The sequence below is a fragment of the Knoellia locipacati genome, from assembly GCF_044791685.1.
GTDB lineage: Bacteria > Actinomycetota > Actinomycetes > Actinomycetales > Dermatophilaceae > Knoellia > Knoellia locipacati_A.
The window spans coordinates 3,110,883-3,128,899 of sequence record NZ_CP087730.1; the positions used below are offsets into that span (position 1 = coordinate 3,110,883).

14 protein-coding genes are annotated in these 18,017 nt (G+C 71.1%); 9 read left to right on the forward strand and 5 right to left on the reverse strand.

Annotated features, from left to right (window positions below; translation table 11 throughout):
- Positions 1-95 precede the first annotated feature (95 nt).
- Positions 96-683 (reverse strand): CGNR zinc finger domain-containing protein, encoded by a 588-nt coding sequence (locus LL946_RS14560; protein WP_404381846.1) that lies wholly within the window; start codon positions 681-683, stop codon positions 96-98.
- 73 nt (positions 684-756) lie between these two features.
- Here LL946_RS14560 and LL946_RS14565 point away from each other — a divergent pair, with 73 nt between their 5' ends.
- Positions 757-2,013 carry an MFS transporter gene (locus LL946_RS14565; RefSeq protein WP_404381848.1) on the forward strand — a complete coding sequence of 419 codons (1,257 nt, stop codon included), beginning with the start codon at positions 757-759 and terminating at the stop codon, positions 2,011-2,013.
- A gap of 54 nt (positions 2,014-2,067) precedes the next feature.
- Here the strand turns inward: LL946_RS14565 and LL946_RS14570 are convergent, their stop codons facing one another.
- Positions 2,068-2,946 (reverse strand): alpha/beta fold hydrolase, encoded by an 879-nt coding sequence (locus LL946_RS14570; protein WP_404381850.1) that lies wholly within the window; start codon positions 2,944-2,946, stop codon positions 2,068-2,070.
- Positions 2,947-3,057: 111 nt separating this feature from the next.
- Here LL946_RS14570 and LL946_RS14575 point away from each other — a divergent pair, with 111 nt between their 5' ends.
- The 5 genes from LL946_RS14575 to LL946_RS14595 all read left to right on the forward strand — a co-directional run bounded on the left by LL946_RS14575 (position 3,058) and on the right by LL946_RS14595 (position 10,078).
- Complete coding sequence (locus LL946_RS14575) at positions 3,058-4,572, forward strand: amidohydrolase (RefSeq protein WP_404381852.1); 1,515 nt, start codon at positions 3,058-3,060, stop codon at positions 4,570-4,572.
- 155 nt (positions 4,573-4,727) lie between these two features.
- Positions 4,728-6,551 carry a polysaccharide biosynthesis protein gene (locus LL946_RS14580; protein WP_404381853.1) on the forward strand — a complete coding sequence of 608 codons (1,824 nt, stop codon included), beginning with the start codon at positions 4,728-4,730 and terminating at the stop codon, positions 6,549-6,551.
- Positions 6,548-7,864, forward strand: a complete 1,317-nt coding sequence (gene tviB, locus LL946_RS14585) for a Vi polysaccharide biosynthesis UDP-N-acetylglucosamine C-6 dehydrogenase TviB (RefSeq protein ID WP_404381855.1) — start codon at positions 6,548-6,550, stop codon at positions 7,862-7,864. Before LL946_RS14580 ends, tviB begins: the two co-directional genes overlap by 4 nt.
- 181 nt (positions 7,865-8,045) lie before the next feature.
- Positions 8,046-9,068, forward strand: coding sequence for a hypothetical protein (locus LL946_RS14590; RefSeq protein WP_404381857.1), 1,023 nt, complete (start codon positions 8,046-8,048; stop codon positions 9,066-9,068).
- A complete protein-coding gene (locus LL946_RS14595; protein WP_404381859.1) occupies positions 9,065-10,078 on the forward strand; it encodes a glycosyltransferase in 1,014 nt (337 codons plus the stop codon). The genes LL946_RS14590 and LL946_RS14595 overlap by 4 nt, the downstream gene beginning before the upstream one ends.
- Here LL946_RS14595 and LL946_RS14600 read toward each other — a convergent pair.
- Positions 10,038-11,078 carry a glycosyltransferase family 2 protein gene (locus tag LL946_RS14600; protein WP_404381861.1) on the reverse strand — a complete coding sequence of 347 codons (1,041 nt, stop codon included), beginning with the start codon at positions 11,076-11,078 and terminating at the stop codon, positions 10,038-10,040. The genes LL946_RS14595 and LL946_RS14600 overlap by 41 nt on opposite strands.
- Positions 11,079-11,131: 53 nt before the next feature.
- Between LL946_RS14600 and LL946_RS14605 the strand changes: the two genes are divergently transcribed.
- Both LL946_RS14605 and LL946_RS14610 read left to right on the forward strand, forming a co-directional pair.
- A complete protein-coding gene (locus tag LL946_RS14605) occupies positions 11,132-12,229 on the forward strand; it encodes a glycosyltransferase family 4 protein (protein WP_404381863.1) in 1,098 nt (365 codons plus the stop codon).
- 36 nt (positions 12,230-12,265) lie between these two features.
- Entirely contained in the window at positions 12,266-13,147 is an 882-nt protein-coding gene (locus tag LL946_RS14610; protein WP_404381865.1) for a class I SAM-dependent methyltransferase, read from the forward strand.
- On the opposite strand, the gene LL946_RS14615 is transcribed toward LL946_RS14610, so the two are convergent.
- Complete coding sequence (locus LL946_RS14615) at positions 13,114-14,922, reverse strand: ABC transporter ATP-binding protein (RefSeq protein ID WP_404381867.1); 1,809 nt, start codon at positions 14,920-14,922, stop codon at positions 13,114-13,116. The genes LL946_RS14610 and LL946_RS14615 overlap by 34 nt on opposite strands.
- Positions 14,919-16,139 carry a glycosyltransferase family 4 protein gene (locus LL946_RS14620; protein WP_404381869.1) on the reverse strand — a complete coding sequence of 407 codons (1,221 nt, stop codon included), beginning with the start codon at positions 16,137-16,139 and terminating at the stop codon, positions 14,919-14,921. Before LL946_RS14620 ends, LL946_RS14615 begins: the two co-directional genes overlap by 4 nt.
- Positions 16,140-16,342: 203 nt before the next feature.
- Here LL946_RS14620 and LL946_RS14625 point away from each other — a divergent pair, with 203 nt between their 5' ends.
- Complete coding sequence (locus tag LL946_RS14625) at positions 16,343-18,010, forward strand: AAA family ATPase (protein ID WP_404381871.1); 1,668 nt, start codon at positions 16,343-16,345, stop codon at positions 18,008-18,010.
- Positions 18,011-18,017 lie beyond the last annotated feature (7 nt).

An 18,017-nucleotide genomic window follows, 5' to 3' on the forward strand; every position in this document is an offset into this window, starting at 1 on the left:
CGTCGCGGTGCGGGCGAATCACGTCGGCCGCGCCCACGGCGTCGGCCGCGCCAACGACGTCGACCGCCCGAACGACGTCGGCCGCGCGAGCAGCGTCAGCCGGAGGCGCGCGAGCGGTAGGCGGCGGTCTTGGTCCGGTTCTGGCAGGAGGTGGAGCAGAACCGCCGGCTGCCGTTGCGAGAGGTGTCGATGAACACCAGGTCGCAGCGGTCGGCGGCGCAGGTCCCGAGCCGGCCGGCCCAGCTGCTGCCCACGGCGAGTGCCAGGCCGGTCGCGCAGCCCGCGGCCCAACCGACGGCGAGGCTGTCGTCGGTCCCGTGGAAGTGGACCTGCCAGGTCCCGTCCGGACCGACGTCGAGCTGTGGTCGGGCGCCCGTGGCGCGGAGCATCGGGTTGAGCAGCCCGGCGGCATCGGTCACGTCGCCGGAGTCGACTGCGTCGAAGACCCGGCGCAGGTCCTGAGCGTGCGCTGCGAGTGCGTCGGCGTCCGCTCTCGTCACCCGCGGCTCGCGGCCGCTGTCGCCAGCGAGCGCCACCGCCGTCGCGCGGACCCGGGCGGCGGGTGACGTCGGGGGAGTGTGCTCGGCTCCTCGGGCGTGGCTGCCAGTGTGGGTGTTGACGAGGCGGGTGGCGACGTCGACCAGCGCCACGATGTGACTGTCGAAGTCCATTTGACCAGTCACCTCCCTTCTCCTAGGTTGGCGGTGCCGGTGTGACTGGCAAACCGTGATGACCAGTGACAGGACGATAGCCCACGTGCCGAGCGCCCCCAGCCGCCCCGACCAGCGACGCACGGCCCACGGTGCTCGCTCCGTCCCCCCGCGCCCTCCTCTTCCGCGCACCGTGTGGGTCCTCGTCGCCGCGCGGGCGGTCAACCGTCTTGGGGCCTTCACGCTCCCGTTCCTCACGGTCACCCTCGTCCACGAGCTCGAGGCGTCGGTGGTCCAGGCGGGGTGGGTGCTCGCCGGGTTCGGCCTGGCCACGATCCCGTCGCGCCTCGTCGGTGGGCGCCTGGCCGACCGCTGGGGCGCGAGGTCCACGATCGCCCTCGGCCTCGTGGCCACGGCCATGGCCCAGCTCGCGGTGGCCGCCTCGCACTCGCTCGTCCACGCGGTCGTCGCGGTGATCGCGCTCGGCCTCGTCTTCGAGGTCTATGAACCCGCGAGCCAGTCCTTGGTCGCCGACGTGACTCCGCCCGGCCAGCGACCCGCGGCATACGGGCTGTTGGCCGCTGCGATGGCGGCGGCAGGGATGGGCGCCGGCCTGTTGGCCACCCTGCTCGCCAGCGTCGACCTGCGCTGGCTGTTCGTCGTCGACGCCCTCACCTGCCTGGCCTGCGCGGTCGTGGTCCTCGCGCTGCTGCCGAGGAGGGGACCGAACATCGAGGTGGCGTCCCGCGAGGCACCTGGGGCCGACGCGGGATGCGACGCCGGCCCGTGGCGCGATCGTGGGCTGCTCGCGATGCTCTGCGCCGGCACGGTCTTCGCGGCGATCTACCTCCAGATCACGATCGCCCTGCCCCTGGCGCTCGGCGCTCGGGGCCTGGATCCCGCCACGCTGGGCCTGCTCCTCACCGTCTCGGCAGCCACGCTCACGGCCGGACAGCCGCTCCTGCGGCGCAGCGGGCTCGCCCGTGACTCCTTCGCGGCCATGACCGTCGGCTACGTCGTGCTGGCGGTCGGGCTCCTGCTCTACGGTCTGGCCTCCAGTCCGTGGCAGTTCGTCGGTGCCACGGTGGTGTGGAGCCTGGGGGATGTCCTTCTCCTCGGCCACGCCTACAGCATCGTGGCCGCCCTCGCCGGCGACGGTTCGCGCGGGCGCTACCTCGCGGCCTACGGGCTGAGCTGGGGGTTCGCCGGGGTGGCTGCACCCCTGGTCGGGACCCAGCTGTTCGAGCGGTTCGGCCCGACGGGGACCTGGGCCACGACCGCCGTCGTCGCACTGGTGCTGGCGGCGGCCCAGCCGGTGCTCCGCGGGCGACTCGGTCCGGACGCCACCGCCCGACGCGCCTGACGCGGGAGCACGCGTCCGGTCACGCCGGCCGAGGTGGGCATGTGGGCGCGAGCCTCACGCGCCTGCCGCCGAGGGAGGTTCCTCGACGTCGGCGCCCGAGACGAACTCGCGGACCACGCGCGCGAACCGGTCCGGGTCGTCGAGGTGGGGGAAGTGCCCGGCGCCCTCGAACAGCTCGACCCGGCACTGCGGCACGGCGCGTTGCGCAGTGAGCGCGTGCCACGCGGGGATCATGTGGTCCCTGGACCCCCACACGACGAGCGTCGGGATCGGCTCGACGCCGGCGAGGTGGTCGTGGGCGCTGATGCTCTGACCACCGAGGTCGATGACGGCGCGGGTGGTCGCGAGGAAGGCGCGTCGGCTCGCCCGGTCACCGAGCGAGGTGAAGCCGTGCCAGATCGCGGTGAGGTCCGACCCCGGCTTCCAGCCGAGCCTGGCCGCGAACCCGCCGACCGCCTCGACCTTGCCGAGCACCGGTGCCGAGGCGACGACACCGAGAACCTGCTCGGCGAGGGGCAGGGTGGCCGACCGGAGGATGAAGTTGACCTCGCGCCCGAGCCCGCCGCTCGCGACGAGCACCAGCCGGTCCACACGGTCGGGGAAGAGGTAGTAGAACTGCATCGCGATGCCGCCGCCGAGGGAGTGCCCCACCAGCGTCACCCGGTCGATGCCGAGGTGGTCGAGGAGGTCGCGGAGCGTCGCGGCGTGCGCGCTGAGGGAGTAGTCGCCCAATGGCTTGGCCGAGTCGCCGTGGCCGAACAGGTCGGGGACGAGCACGCGGTGCTCGTCGTCCAGGCGGTCGACAAGGCGCGACCACTGTCGACGCGAACCGAGGATGCCGTGGATGAAGAGCAGTGCCGGACCGGAGCCGCTGTCGACGTAGGAGAGCTCGTGGCCGTGCAGGGTGACGGTGTGGGGCCTCATGCGCACCATGTCGTCCTCCTGACGTGAACCCGACGCAACTACTCCACGGTAACCCCACCCACCTCGGTCAGTGCCCGATCGGGTGGATCGTGGACGTGACGTGCGACCTAGGATCGCCGGGTGAGCTCGCTGCTGATCCGTCAGGCCCGCATCGTTCCCGTCGCCGGGGCGGCGGCACCGCCCGGAGCCGTGGACCTCCGCATCGTCGGCGACCGGGTGGTCGAGGTCGCCCCGGCGCTGCGTCCCGCTGCGTCCGAAGAGGTCCTCGAGGCCGAGGGCCGCTGGCTCCTTCCCGGTCTCTGGGACCAGCACGTCCACCTCGGTCAGTGGGCCGCCAACGCCTCTCGCCTCGACCTGTCCTCGACCTCGAGCCCCGAGGACGCGGTGCGGCTCGTGGCCGCCGAGGTCGGCGCGCGGGTCGGGGGAGCACCGGACACGGTCATCCAGGGCTTCGGCCACCGCACGGCCGGCTGGGACCGTCAGCCCACCGTCGCCGAGCTCGACGCCGTGAGCGGCGACCTACCGGTCGTCCTCATCAGCGGGGACGCCCACCACGGGTGGCTCAACTCAGCCGCCCTCCGGCTCCTCGGCGTGCCCCCGCGCGACGGCGTCGTCGAGGAGAACGAGTGGTTCCCCGTCTTCGCCCGTCTCGACGAGGTGACCCAGACCGCGGAGGGCAAGCGGACGGCATACGCCAAGGTCCTCGGCGCGGCCGTGCGTCGCGGCGTCGTCGGCGTGCGCGAGATGGAGTGGGCCGACAACGCAACCGAGTGGGCCGAGCGCTCGAACTCCGGTCTCGCTGTGCTCCGCGTGCGCACGGCGACGTATGCCGGCGGGCTCGCCGAGACCATCGCCGCCGGACGGCGCAGTGGCGACGTCCTCGACGAGGCGGGTCTCGTGACCATGGGTCCCCTCAAGATCATCAGCGACGGCTCGCTCAACACGCGCACTGCGTTCTGCCACGACCCCTACGTCGGGACGGACGTCCTCGAGCACCCGAGGGGGAGGCCCAACAACTCGCCGGAGGAGCTGGCCGAGCTGCTCGCCACCGCAACGGCCCACGAGCTCGACGTCGCCGTGCACGCCATCGGCGACGCAGCCGTCGGCATCGCGCTGGATGCTTTCTCGCACACCGGTGCCCACGGCTCGATCGAGCACGCCCAGCTCGTCGCGAGCGACGACGTCGAGCGGATGGCACGCCTCCGCGTCGTCGCGAGCGTCCAGCCCGCGCACCTCCTCGACGACCGCGACGTCACCCACCAGTGCTGGCCGGACCGGGCCGACCGGTGCTTCCCGCTGCGCTCGATGCTCGACGCCGGCGTGCAGCTCGCCCTGGGGTCGGACGCTCCCGTCGCTGCCCTCGACCCGTGGGAGGCGATGGCCGCCGCCGTGCACCGTACGGCTGACGACCGCGAGGAGTGGAACGCCGCGGAGACCCTCACGGTGGCGCAGGCCCTCGCCGCGAGCGTCGACGGAGCAACGACCGTGGGCGCAGGCAGCCTGGCCGACCTCGTGCTCATCGACAGTGACCCGCTCGCCGGGGCAGACAGTGGAGCCGAGGCCGCGCAGCGGCTCCGATCCACGGTCGTGCACGCCACCGTTGTGGCCGGAGTGGCGACCGGAGCGACTCTCTGACCTGTCCTGACTAGTCCCCCGCTAGTCAGGACAGGCACCCCACTGACCAGTTGGGTTCACTTCCTCCGGTTTGCCGTTCGCACCTGAGAGCCCCGCCCTAGCGTGATTTACGTCGTCAGGTTCTGACGAAGCGGCAGGTCATCAGGGGTGTAGGTATGTCGAGATCGCAGATACTCGCTCGGCGAACGGTCATGGTCGGCTGGGACGCCATCGCGTGGGTGCTCGCACTGGGGGGCTTCCTCCTCGTGCGCCACGAGCTCACCCTCAGCGAGCGCATGTGGGCGATCGCCGTTGCCTACGTCGCCGCAGCGGTCGTGCTCCAGGCGGTCGGCGGCTTCGTGACCCACCTCTACCTCGGGCGCAGCAAGGTCGGCAGCTTCGACGAGGTCACCTCGCTGGGCCGGCTCGTCATCGCCATCAGTGTCGTGCTCGGTGCAGCCTTCTTCATCGCGGCCCCGCTCTTCTCACGAGGGCTCGCGTTCATCATGCCGATGCTGGCCTTCCTCATCATGGCGGCCGGCCGGTGGATCTTCCGGGTTGCCCGGGGGCAGGACCGCCGGAGGAACGCCGAGGCGCCGGGCATGCCCGCCCTCGTCTACGGAGCAGGTGACGCGGGTCAGCAGCTGGCCCGACTCGTCGACTCCTCGGACGACCCGCCCTACTCGATCGTCGGGTTCGTCGACGACGACCCGGCCCTGCGCTTCCTGCGGGTGCGCGGCTACCGCGTCCTCGGCCTCGGCTCGGACCTCGTGTCCGTGGCGCGGGCCAAGGGTGCCGAGGCCATCGTGCTCGCGATCACCGAGGCGTCGCCGCAGCTCCTCCAGGAGGTCAACGACCGCTGCAAGGAGGCCGGGCTCGAGCTCGTCGTCGTGCCTCCGGTGCGCGAGATGATCTCGGGTCGCATCGAGCTCGACACCCTGCGCGCCTTCAACGTCGCCGACCTCCTCGGACGCCGCCCGATCGAGACCGACCTCTCCGAGATCGCCGACCGGATCACCGGCAAGGTCGTCCTCGTCACCGGCGCCGGTGGCTCCATCGGCTCCGAGCTGGCCCGGCAGGTGCGGGCGCTCGACCCGGCCCGGCTGGTGCTGCTGGACCGCGACGAGTCCGCGCTGCACGCGACTGCGCTCTCCCTCGACGGCAACGGGCTGCTCGACAGCGACGACATCGTGCTCTGCGACATCCGCGACCGCGACGCCGTCTGCGCTGTGTTCGCGCGTTTGGCGCCCGAGGTCGTCTTCCACGCCGCCGCGCTCAAGCACCTCCCGATGCTGGAGCGCTTCCCCGAGGAGGGCTGGAAGACCAACGTGATCGGCACGCGCAACGTGCTCGAGTGCGCTGCCACCAACGGGGTCCAGCACTTCGTCAACATCTCGACCGACAAGGCCGCCGACGCGACCAGCGTGCTCGGACAGACCAAGCGGATCGCCGAGCGCCTCACGGCCTGGTATGCCGGGCAGACCGGCATGCGCTACCTCTCGGTCCGCTTCGGGAACGTTCTCGGCTCGCGGGGCTCGGTGCTCGACACCTTCCGTGCGCAGATCGACAGAGGCGGCCCGGTCACCGTCACCGACCCCGAGGTGAGCCGGTTCTTCATGACGATCCCGGAGGCGTGCGAGCTCGTCCTCCAGGCCGCCGCGATCGGCCGGCCCGGCGACGTCCTCGTCCTCGACATGGGGGAGCCGGTGCAGATCGTCGCCGTCGCCCGGCGGCTCATCGAGGAGTCCGGCAAGGACATCTCGATCACCTACACCGGCCTGCGCAGCGGGGAGAAGCTCCACGAGGTGCTGCTCAGCACCGAGGAGCGCGGTCAGCCCACCGCCCACTCACTCATCACGCAGGTGTCCGTGCCCCAGCTCGAGCCGCACGACCTGCGCCCGGAGCACGTCGACGTGCGTCCGGAGCACATCGACCTCGAACAGCTCGACCACCCACAGCCCCTTCACGACAGCACCACTGCAGGAAAGGGAAACCGATGACCACCTCCTTCCACCCCGGCACCTCCACCTTCCCGGCACTGCCCGGAGGCGTGCGGCTCGCCGTCGTCGGTCTCGGGTACGTCGGGCTTCCTCTCGCCGTCGAGTTCGGCAGGACGATGGATGTCGTCGGCTTCGACATCAACGGGGCGCGCGTCAAGGAGCTGAGCACGGGCACCGACTTCACCCTCGAGGTCGAGGACGACGACCTGGCCTCCTCGACCGGTCTCCGGTTCACCGAGGACCCGGACGACATCGCGGACTGCAACGTCTACATCGTCACGACGCCGACCCCCATCGACGCGGCCAAGCAGCCCGACCTCACGCCGGTCCTGTCCGCCACCGAGACGATCGCGAAGGTCCTGCGGCCCGGCGACACCGTGATCTACGAGTCGACGGTCTACCCGGGCGCGACCGAGGAGCAGTGCGTGCCGGTCCTCGAGGACCTGTCCCACCTCCTCGTCAACGTCGACTTCTTCGTCGGCTACAGCCCCGAGCGGATCAACCCCGGCGACAAGGAGCACCGTCTCCCGACCATCGTCAAGGTGACGTCCGGCTCGACGCCCGAGGCCGCCGACTTCGTCGACGCGCTGTACTCGTCGATCATCACGGCCGGGACGCACCGGGCCTCGTCGATCCGGGTTGCGGAGGCCGCCAAGGTCATCGAGAACACCCAGCGTGACGTCAACATCGCGCTCATCAACGAGCTCGCCATCCTCTTCAACCGTCTCGACATCGACACCGAGGAGGTGCTCCAGGCCGCCGGCTCGAAGTGGAACTTCCTCGGCTTCCGCCCGGGCCTCGTCGGGGGTCACTGCATCGGCGTCGACCCGTACTACCTCACCCACAAGGCCCAGGCCGTCGGCTACCACCCGGAGATCATCCTCGCCGGGCGTCGGCTCAACGACTCGATGGGCTCGTACGTGGCCTCGCAGCTCGTCAAGCGGATGACGAAGGAGAGCATCCCGGTGCGCGGGGCCCGCGTCCTCATGCTCGGGCTCACGTTCAAGGAGAACACCCCGGACCTGCGCAACTCGCACGTCGTCGACATCCTGACCGAGCTGGCCGAGTACGAGATCGACGTCGACGTCCACGACCCGTGGGCCCGGGCGGAGGAGGCGCAGCGGCACTACGGCATCCACCTCGTCGAAGAGCCCGAGCAGGGTGCGTACGCCGCGGTGATCGTGGCGGTGGCGCACCAGGAGTTCGTCGAGATGGGGGCGGAGCGGATGCACGCGTTCGGTGACCCGAACGGGCACATCATCTACGACCTCAAGTACGTCCTCGACAAGGCACAGTCGGACCTGCGTCTGTGACCCAGCAGGTCCAGTCGTTCGTCCGTCCGCCGGCCACGCCGGAGCCCGCCGAGGCGGTACCGGGTACGGCTCGGCGGCTGGACGTCCAAGGGCTGCGCGCGATCGCCGTGCTGGCCGTTGGCACATCCTGTGTTCGTTGACACCACCGTGGCAGCGCGTGCGCGTTGGTAGTGTCCAGCGCGTGGGGTACACCGGGACAGGGCGGCTTCGCGTGCTCGTCAGTGCCGGGACCGTGGGTGGACCGGGCGGGGCCCAGCGTGCGTTGTCGTCGATCCTGCGGGCCTGCGCCGAGGACGACGTCGACGTGGTCGCGCGCAAGGTCGTCGGTCCCACGCCCGACGGACCCGCTGCGCCCCGGCACCTGTGGGACCGACGGCACTGGAGGTGGGTCGGCTCGAAGAGCACGGTGGGGCGCAACGGCAGGATCGCCGCCGTCCTCAACCCACTGCGCGCGAGACTCTTCCCGGGCTACGACGTCCACATCCGCCTCTACCAGGGTGTGGAGCTCAACGCCGCCGTGCGTGCGCGGCTGAGGCTTCTCGTGCCGTCCGGCAACGCCATCGACGTGGCCATGGCCATGCCGTTCGACTACGTCGCCATGCAGGCTCCCGACAACGCAGCCTTCGTCCCCGACGGCGTGGCCTCGACGCTGCTGCCTCCGCCCCTGTACCCGCTGAGCGCCCAGTCGCGACAGCCCTCGGTGCCGCTGCCACCGGAGTTCTACCTCACCGCGTTCAACCCCTACGGCCCGATCAAGGGCACCGACGACCTCGAGCGCGCGGTCGAGGAGACGAGGTTGCCCATCGTCTGGTGCCACAGCGACAAGGGGGTGGTCAACCACGTTCCGGAGAGGTTGCGCGACCATCCGCGAGTCGTCCACGTCCCGGACCCGAGCGAGGCGGAGATGCGGTGGCTCTACGAGCACTGCGCGGCATACCTCTGCTTCTCCAAGACCGAAGGTTTCGGCTGGAGCATCGCCGACGGGCTCAGGCACTCCCCGGTCGTCGTCTCGCGTGACATCGGTATCCTCACCCACCCTGCGGCTCGAGGACTGCCCGGCGTCGTACGGGTGGACGCCGACTGGCGGGTCGACTGGACGGCGCTGCCCCTCGAGCGTGGCGTGCTCCCGGACCGCGACCTGTCCTTCCAGTCACCGGAGACCTTCCGGCAGTCCTTGGTCGAGCTGGTGAGCAGCGCCTCGTGACAGCTCCGCTGGTGACGGTGGTGGTTCCCGTCCACGACGTCGCGCCCTACCTCGACGCGTGCGTGGCGAGCATCGCCGCGCAGTCCCACGTCAACCTCGACATCGTCCTGGTCGACGACGGTTCGCGCGACGGGAGCGAAGTCATCTGCGAGCAGTGGGCTGCGAGAGACAACCGGGTCCGCGTCATCCACCAGGAGACGCAGGGCTCGTCGGTCGCGCGGAACGTGGGCATCGAGGCGGCACGTGGTGCGTACCTCACGTTCGTCGACTCGGACGACCTGCTCTCACCGGACCTCGTTGGCACGCTGCTGTCGGCGGCGGAGGCGACGGGTGCGCAGATCGCCCTCGGTGAGCTGGTCGAGTTCAGTGACGGCGAGACCGTTCCGTTCACCCGCGGGAGCGTGCCCAGCACCTCGACTGCCGAGGAGGAGCTGTTCCGCGTCATCTGCGTGCGTCCCCAGTGGGGTCCAGTGGTCAAGCTCTTCCGTCGTGACCTCTTCGAGGACGGGCCTCGATTTCCCGAAGGGCTGCTGCACCAGGACCTTGCGTTCACACCCCGGATCTTCGAGCGGGCCAGTCGCACCGCGCGGACGGACGCCGTCCTGTACGGCCACCGCCAGCGCTCCGGGAGCGTCACCGACACGGTTCAACGCAAGGCGCTCTCGCCCGACCTCATCACGATCCTGCGCGGCAACATCGAGTTCGCCAGAGCGACCCGGCCGCCCGACGAGTTCCAGGCCTACCTCGCTGCCTACCTGCGCCACGCGACCCGCCAGCTCGAGCGGATCCGCGGCGCCGGTGCCTGGAGGCGCAACCAGCCCTTCCTCCACGCCTACCGCGAGCTCTTGGGGTCCTACCTCCCTGAGGTGTCCCCTGCATCGCGGAAGACCGCCCTGCGCAGGTCTTCGTGGTGGGTCGCGGGGCACGCGCCGAGGCCGTATGCCGTGACGATGCGGACCGCGCGATCGGTCAGGTCCTGGCTGTCCCCGGTGATCCGGCGCGGGCGATGAGTGCGCGCGATCGGGTGGCGAGGTCGAATCCGACCGCGGCCGCCCGCGGCGACATCCTTGCCATCTGACGCAGCGCCCTCACGGCCAAGGAGTGGGGCAGCTCGCCGTCGGTCCGCACCGCCGCCGTGAGCGCCGTCTCCTGCTGCCGCGCCTCGGTGGTTCGACCTGCTGAGGCCAGAAGCCTGATGAGGCGGAGGCGCTTGCGCAGTGCCTGGTCGCCCGCCCACGCGGCCGCGGCAGGATGGCCCCACGCCCGGAAGTCACGCTCCTGCTGCTCGGCGGCCTCGACGGCATCGAGGAGCCGGTCAGGCGTGAGGGTCTGGGAGGCGATTCCACCCGGGCGCTGTCGATAGAGGTAGAGGTGCTTCGGGACCAGGACGGCGGGGGCCCTTGCGAGGAAGCGGTAGGTCGTGAACTCATCCTCGTGAAGCCTGCCCTCGGGGAAACGGACGTCGTGGATCACCTCGCGCCGGAAGAGCTTCGCGCAGGAGATGGTCAGCAGCGTGTGGTGCTGACCGGCAAAGAGCCCCAGGGACTCGTCAACCGAGTAGAGCCGGAGCGTTCGCGTCGGCATGCTCGAGGCTTCACCCGGCATCCGCACGAACCCGGAGACGGCGGTGCCGGCTTCGGGGTGCCCGGACAGTGCCTCCACCAGGGTGGCCACGAACGTGGGGTCCCACCAGTCGTCCGAGTCCAGAAACGTCACGAGGTCGCCGTCGGCCAAGGACAGACCCGCGTTGCGTGCGGCGCTCAGCCCGCGGTTCTCCTGGTGCACGACGCGCACTCGCGGGTCCCGGTGTGCGAGGTCGTCGCACAGGGCGCCGCTGCCGTCGGTGGACCCGTCGTCGATGAGGACGATGTCGAGGTGCTCGTGGGTCTGGTCGAGTGCGGAGGTGACGCACTGCTCGAGGTACTCCTCGACGTTGTACACCGGCACGACGACGGACACCCGGACGTTGCCCTGGCCTGCCGCCGTTCCGCTCTCGGGTTCCCCCCTCACGCGTCGGACGCTAGCAGGGCATCTGCGCGGTGTCCGCGTGATAGCAATGGCCCGTGCGATACCACTGGTACTGGCCGTTCGCGCGACCTGAGGAGCTGGGCTGGGCTGCAGCGACCGCGAGGCCCGGGGACTCCGTCGTCGTGCAGGTGATCGACCGACCCCACGCACCCCCGGCGGGCCGGCTCGGTCAGGTCACCGTCGTGCGTGACCTGCCCGACGTCCAACGAGACGTGCACCCACTGCTCTGGGCTCCCTCTCGCGCTCGGACCTATTGGGGACGTGCTGCTGCGCGTCGCGAGGCGTGGCGAACGGGCGACTTCGACCTCGTTCATCTGCACTACCTCAACCGGTTCACCGACTCTGTCGTCCCGCTGCCCACCCCAGTCGTCCTGAGCGTGCACGACGTCGTCCCGCACCAGCCGCGGCTGGGCCGCGTGGAGCACCAGGTTCTTCGGCGCCTCTACCAGCGTGGTGACGGTCTCGTCGTGCACCACGAAGACCTCGCAGCTCGGCTGGTCGCTGAATTCGACGTCGACCCCGACCGCGTCCACGTCGTCCAGCACCAGGTCTTTCCCGCGCCTCCGGCCGGGGCGCCTCCGGCAGACGAGCCCCCGACGATCCTCTTCTTCGGCGCCATGCGGCGCAACAAAGGCCTGCCGGTGCTCGTGGAGGCGTTCTCCCGCCTCAGCGGCCTGGATGCACGACTGGTCATCGCCGGCCGCGGCGACCGCGATGTCGAGCAGGTCGCCGAGGAGGCCGCCGCGCGCGACCCGCGGGTGATCGCCGAGATCGGTTTCGTGACCCTGCAGCGAAAGCAGGAGCTGTTCGCCCACGCTTCGTTGGTGGCCCTGCCCTACACGGAGTTCGCGTCGCAGTCGGGGGTGCTCCACGATGCCTACGGGCACGGCCGACCTGTCGTCGTCACCGAAGTGGGAGCGCTCGGCCGCTCGGTGCGTGAGGATGGGACCGGGCTCGTCGCCGCTCCCGCGGACCCGGCGAGCCTGGCCGACCAGATCACCGCCGCACTGGAACCCACCACGTGGCGTGGGCTGGCGGCCGCAACCGAACGCGTGCGCGCCGACAGGTCACCCGAGCGCACGGGGGAGCGACTGCGTGAGGTCTACGACACGGTGCTCGCCGCCACCACGTGACCAGGGCCCGACAATCGGGGACGGACAAGGAGCATCGTGAGGCACAACAGGTCACAGGCCTACGACCGGGCCCTCGCGGCGCCGGTCGCCGGAGCCCGCTGGAGCGACGTCGCCGACGACCCCAACGACCCGATGGCACTCGCTCGACGCGCCCGCACTCTGCGGGCGGCGTGGCGCGCTCCGATCGAGGACCGCGTCAGCTTCATCGTCGAACGTTGCCGGGGCCAGCGGGTGCTCGACATCGGGTGCGTGGCGCACGACGTCGAGCGCATGGCGTCCCCGGACTGGCTCCACGGTCGGCTGGCCGGGTCCGCGGCCAGCTGCCTCGGTGTCGACGTGCTTCCCGACGGGGTCGAGGCCATGCGACGCGCCGGCTTCGACGCCGTCTGCCATGACCTCTCGCAGGGACCCGGCCCAGTGGGGGACGCGGGGCCTTTCGACGTCATCGTCGCCGGTGAGCTCATCGAGCACGTCCCGTCGCTCGACATGCTCTTCACGGCTGCCGGGGACATGCTCACCGAGGACGGTCAGCTCATCATCACCACTCCCAACCCGTGGGCGCCACACCGGGTCGCGGCTGGTCAGCGGGGCGACTGCTGGGAGAACACCGACCACATCCTCTTCGCCTTCCCCAGCGGTGTCGCGGAGCTCGCCGAGCGCCACGGCCTTGTCCTTTCCGAGGCGATGACGACAACGCCGGACAAGCCGGGTCGAGGACCTCGTGAGGTGGCCCGTCGACTCCGCCGTCGCATGCGTGGCACCGGCTGGGTGCGCGTGGGCTTCGCGACGCGCGGGCCCGAGTCCGTCGTGCGGGTCGCAGCGTCACCGGCGCAGCCGCGCAGTGCCGGTGTGCGTGGCGCGGTGTTCGTCGGTGAGACGTTCGTCTACGTGGTGCGGCGGCCGACTGCAGCGGCCTGACCGTCGCCGGCGTCGTCGACCAGGCCCGCCGTCGAGAGCGCGCGGCGGTAGAAGGCGCTCGACGACTTGAGCGCGGCGGGGGTGTCCAGAGCCGTCACCCGGCCACCCTCGACGACCATGATCCGGTCACACATGTCGATCGTCGACATGCGATGGGCGATGACCACGACCGTCACCCGGCCGCGCAGCCCGACGATCGTCTCGCGGATGAGCTGCTCACTGTGACCGTCGAGCGCCGAGGTCGGCTCGTCGAGGATGAGGAGTGAGGGTGATCCAGCGAGCGCGCGGGCGATCGAGAGCCGCTGGCGCTGGCCGCCGGACAGCCCGCTGCCGCGTTCGCCGAGATGCGTGTCGAAGCCCTGGGGGAGGGCCTCGACATCGACGCGGACGTTGGCCTGCTCGGCCGCTCGACGCAGGTCGTGGTCGTCGATCCCCTCGCGGAAGAACCTGATGTTCTCGGCGACGGTGCCCGTGAACAGGGCGGGGTCCTGGGGCACGAACGACACGTGCGCGGTCCACCAGTCGCGGTCCATCTCGGACAGGGGCGCGCCACCCACGGAGATCGTTCCCGTGTCGGGCTCACGCAGCCCCAGCAGCAGCTGCGCCACGGTGGACTTGCCCGCACCCGATGGGCCGATGATGCCGAGGATCTCGCCGTGGCCGAGGGTGAAGCGCACGTCCTCGAGGGTCGGTCGGGCGCCGTCGTACGAGAAGCTCGCGGAGTCCACGACCATCGGCAGCACGTCATCAGGACGCCTGGTGCCGCTCGCGGCCGGCAGTGACTCGTAGCGCCGCGCCGTCTCCTCGACCTCCTCGAGGGCGGGGAGGGACGAGACCACCGTCCCGTGCACGGAGACGAGCTGTTGTCCGTAGGTGAGTGAGCGCAGCATCAGCAGCGTCACGGCGCCGACGGTCGTGAGATCACGGGCGTCGACGAGGGACAGGCCCGTGATGGCCGCCAGGACGGCGGCGTAGGCGAAGAGGGTGTACGTGGGGGCGAGCGAGCCGTAGAGGACCTGCACCCGGCGCTGTCGCTCGGTCGCGACGGCCGTGAGGTGGTCGACGCGCTCGAGGAAGGCCCGGCGCGCGCCGAACACCTGCATCTCGCGACCAAGTGCACCCAGCTCGGCCACCGATGTGGCGAAGTCGAGATCCGCCTCGCTGGACCTCAGGGCGGCTCGTCGGATGGCGCGGCGCAGAGGGCCCAGCAGTGCCGCCAGGACACCGAGGAAGACGAGCACCGCGAGGGTGGCCAGCGGCTGGATCACCAGGCCGGCACCCAGGAAGGCGACGACGCTGAGGGCGGCGGTGAGGCCCTGGATCGCTGCGGTGACCGCGACCAGCACCCGCGCGATGAACGAGGTGAGCAGTTCTTGGAGTCGACCGGACGGTTCGCGCTGGTGCACGGACCAGGCGGCGCCGAGGTAGGCGTGCGCCAGCCGCTGTCGCTGGCTCGTGCGCACCACTGCGCTCAGGGCCGCCGACTGCCGCAGCGCCAACATGTTGAGGACGAACCGGAGGACGAGCCCGACGGCGGCTGCGACCAGCGCCAGCTCGATGTCGAGCTCGCGACCTGCGACCGGGCCGATGACGTCACGACCGCCGGTGAGCGCGAGCAGGAGGCCGGTGACGAGGACGAGGAAGGCGGCCTCGACCATCGCCGCGCCGAACGAGGCGACGGCGAGCAGGGCGATGCGCCCGCGGTGACCGGCTCCGAGACGCCACAGGGCCGACCACCCGCCGGCGGACGGTCGACTCGTCCCGTTCCTCGTCATCGGTGGGAGTCCTTCGTCGCGGTCCCTGGTGCGCCTGCCGCACCCAGTCGTGCCACTCCGAGCGTACGTCCAGAGCCCTCGTCGGGACCGGCAGAGCCGCGGCGCCGGAACCGTCGTCGGGAGGCCAGCACCGACGCGTAGGTCTCGAGCGACCGCCGGGCCACGGCGCGCTGGTCGAAGGCCTCCCGCGCCCGGCCGGTCGCCGCCCGGGCCAGTCGGTCACGCAGGTGGGTGTCGTCGAGAAGTCGCGACACGGCATACGTCAGGGCCTTCGCGTCCTCGGTCGGCGTGAGGAGGAGGTGCTTCTCGTGGGTTCCGATCTCGCGGCAGCCGCGGATGTCGGTGAGCACCATCGCCGTCCCGCAGGCGGCGGCCTCCATGGACGCGCGCGAGAAACCCTCGCGGTGAGAGGCGAGGACGAAGACGTCGAGTGCCGAGTAGATCGCGGGCATGTCGGTGCGCTCACCCAGGAAGCGGATCGACTCCTGAAGTGGCACGGCGGCGTCGGCGTCCGTGGTGTCCTCCGGCCCCACCCACACGAACGTCGCACGGTCGCCGAGCTCCGTGGCCGCGGCGGCATACTCCGCCAGCCCCTTCTCACGGACCCGCCGACCGATCGTCCCCACGAGCAGCTCGTCGTCGGCGACCCCCAGCTCGGCGCGCACCCGCCGACGGCCCTCCGGGTCGAACGTGAACCGGTCGAGATCCACACCGTTGCCCACGACCTCGTGCCGCCCATGCCTGAGGAACCGCCGCATCGTGTGGTGGTCGGCCTCGTTCTGGAACAGCTCGTAGTCCGAGAACCGGATGGCCAGGGCCTCAGCGCCGTAGACGAAGGCCCGTTTGCGCAGCCGGTCCTCCGGCCTCGCCCAGAGCCCGTGGCACGTGTTGACCACGACAGGTATGCCGGCCAGTCGCCCCGCGATGCGCCCCATCACCCCGGTCTTGGGGTTGTGGGTGTGCAGGACGTCCAGGTCGAGGGCGCGCAGGGTCCGCACCAGCTCGCGAAAGGCGCGGGCATCACGACGGACGTCCCAGGCACGGGTGAGGTCCGTCAGCGGTACGTGGGTCACGCCGAGGGCCGTGACACGCGGGACGTAGCGGCCCGGAGCACTGATGCCGAAGACGTCGTGCCCCGCCTCGACGTCGACCTCGAGCTCGGTCGGCAGGAGCAGGGCCAGGCTCATGTCGACCGTGGTGAGGTGGGCGACGCGCATGGCTGGTGCACCCCCTTGCTCCGGTTCGACGGTGACGACCCACCCATCCTGACAAAGGTTGTCGTGCGCGTCTGCGGGTTCGGGCAAAGCACCGGTGGATCGCTGACCCGCCGGTTAAACTCGGCGGACTGTCCCACTGGCCCGAAAGTGTCGAACACGGTGGCGCGGGGGACGGCCGACAGGCCACGACAGGGAGTGACGCAGTGACGCTTCAGGACTACATCAAGGTCTTCCGGCACCGGTGGGTCGTCATCGTCCTGTGCGCCCTGGTCGCTGGTGCCGTGACCTGGTTCATCACGCCAGCGAGTGCCGACACCACCAAGAAGATCGGGTCGTACTCGGCCACGGCGACGATCCTCGTCGGCTCGACCGACGTCGAGAACCCCACGGCCAACATGGGTCGCATCCCCCTCTACATGACGACGGGTGAGATCCCCAGACGGGCTGCTGCGGCCGTCGACTACGACGGCGACCCGGCCCTGCTCGCCGGAGGGCTGACCGTCACGCCGGACAACGCCGCACAGGCCATCACGGTCGGCGCCACGGCATCGGACGGCGCGCAGGCCGCGGCCGTCGCCAACGCCTTCGCCACCGAGACGGTGAAGTTCTTCAGGGAGGCGCCGCGGCCCGGCGCCGAGAACGTCGTGCTGTCCATCCTCCAGACCGCGACCCCCATCCCCGTGGCCAACTCCGACGGCGGGTTCGTCGTCCCACCGGGCCGCGGCCCACGGACCGCCATCGCGACCGTGCTCGGGCTGCTCGCCGGACTCGCCCTGGCCCTGGTGCTCGACCGCCTGGACTCCCGTCTGCGCACCCGCGGCGAGATCCACGACGCCCTGCGGATGCCGATCATCGCCGAGATTCCACGCCTCAAGCGGTCCCAGCGCACCCGCGGCAGCATCGCCGTGGCCGAGGACCCGCTGAGCATCTACAGCGACGGCTACCGAGCCGCGCGCACCGCGCTCGTCCACACGACCGGGCAGATCATGCCCGGCGACTACACGCCTCGACGCTCTGCGGCCGGCGTGCGCCCGAGCGTCGACGGGGCACGGCTCGTCCTCGTGACGTCGGCCCACGCCGCCGAGGGCAAGACGACCTCGGTCGCCAACCTCGCGGCGAGCTTCGCCGAGACCGGGCAGAGCGTCCTCGTCCTCGACGCCGACCTGCGCTCGCCCGATGCACACAACATCTTCGATGTGCCCCAGGGCGCCGGGATCTCCGACTTCCTCAGCGACCCGAGCGACGACGCGTCGCTCCAGGCCGTGGTGCGCCCCACGAGCGTCCCGGGCGTCCGGATCATCACGGCAGGCACGAGTCTGGCCCACCCGGCGTCGCTCGCCAGCCGGATGGGGCATCTCCTCGAGGAGGCCCGAGGGATGGCCGACGTCGTGCTCATCGACACCGCGCCCCTTCTCGAGGCCAGTGACGTCTTCGACATCCTCCCGATGGTCGACACCCTCCTGCTCGTCGTCCGCAGCGGGCGGCTCACCGAGCCCGCCGGAAGCCGGGTGGCCGAGCTCGTCGGCCGCTTCCAGGTGCCCGTGAGCGGCGTCATCCTCCTCGGAGCACCGGCCAAGCGCGCCGATGCCTACGGCTACGGCTACGGCGAGAACCGCCAGTCCAAGAAGAAGGCGAAGCGGGCGCGCCGACGCGCCGAGAACCGGCCGCGCGCTGTTGCGAGCGAGCCGCGTCTCATCGACGACCTGACCGGCGGGGACCACTCGGCGCCCAGCGAGCCGGCCCAGCAGCCCGACGAGGCGTTCCCGGTCGACCAACCTGTGGCCGACGACCAGCCGACGGCGGAGTCCGACGACGCGGGCCGCGGCAGGCGCGAGAGCCGTCGCACGCGCCGCACCTCGTCCTCGGCCTGAGGCCGGC

Excerpts from the sequence above, each read along its gene's own strand:
- LL946_RS14570 (WP_404381850.1), bottom strand. The coding sequence starts at position 2,946 with ATGGTGCGCATGAGGCCCCACACCGTCACCCTGCACGGCCACGAGCTC.
- LL946_RS14580 (WP_404381853.1), top strand. The coding sequence starts at position 4,728 with ATGTCGAGATCGCAGATACTCGCTCGGCGAACGGTCATGGTCGGCTGG.
- tviB (WP_404381855.1), top strand. The coding sequence starts at position 6,548 with ATGACCACCTCCTTCCACCCCGGCACCTCCACCTTCCCGGCACTGCCC.
- LL946_RS14615 (WP_404381867.1), bottom strand. The coding sequence starts at position 14,922 with ATGACGAGGAACGGGACGAGTCGACCGTCCGCCGGCGGGTGGTCGGCC.
- LL946_RS14620 (WP_404381869.1), bottom strand. The coding sequence starts at position 16,139 with ATGCGCGTCGCCCACCTCACCACGGTCGACATGAGCCTGGCCCTGCTC.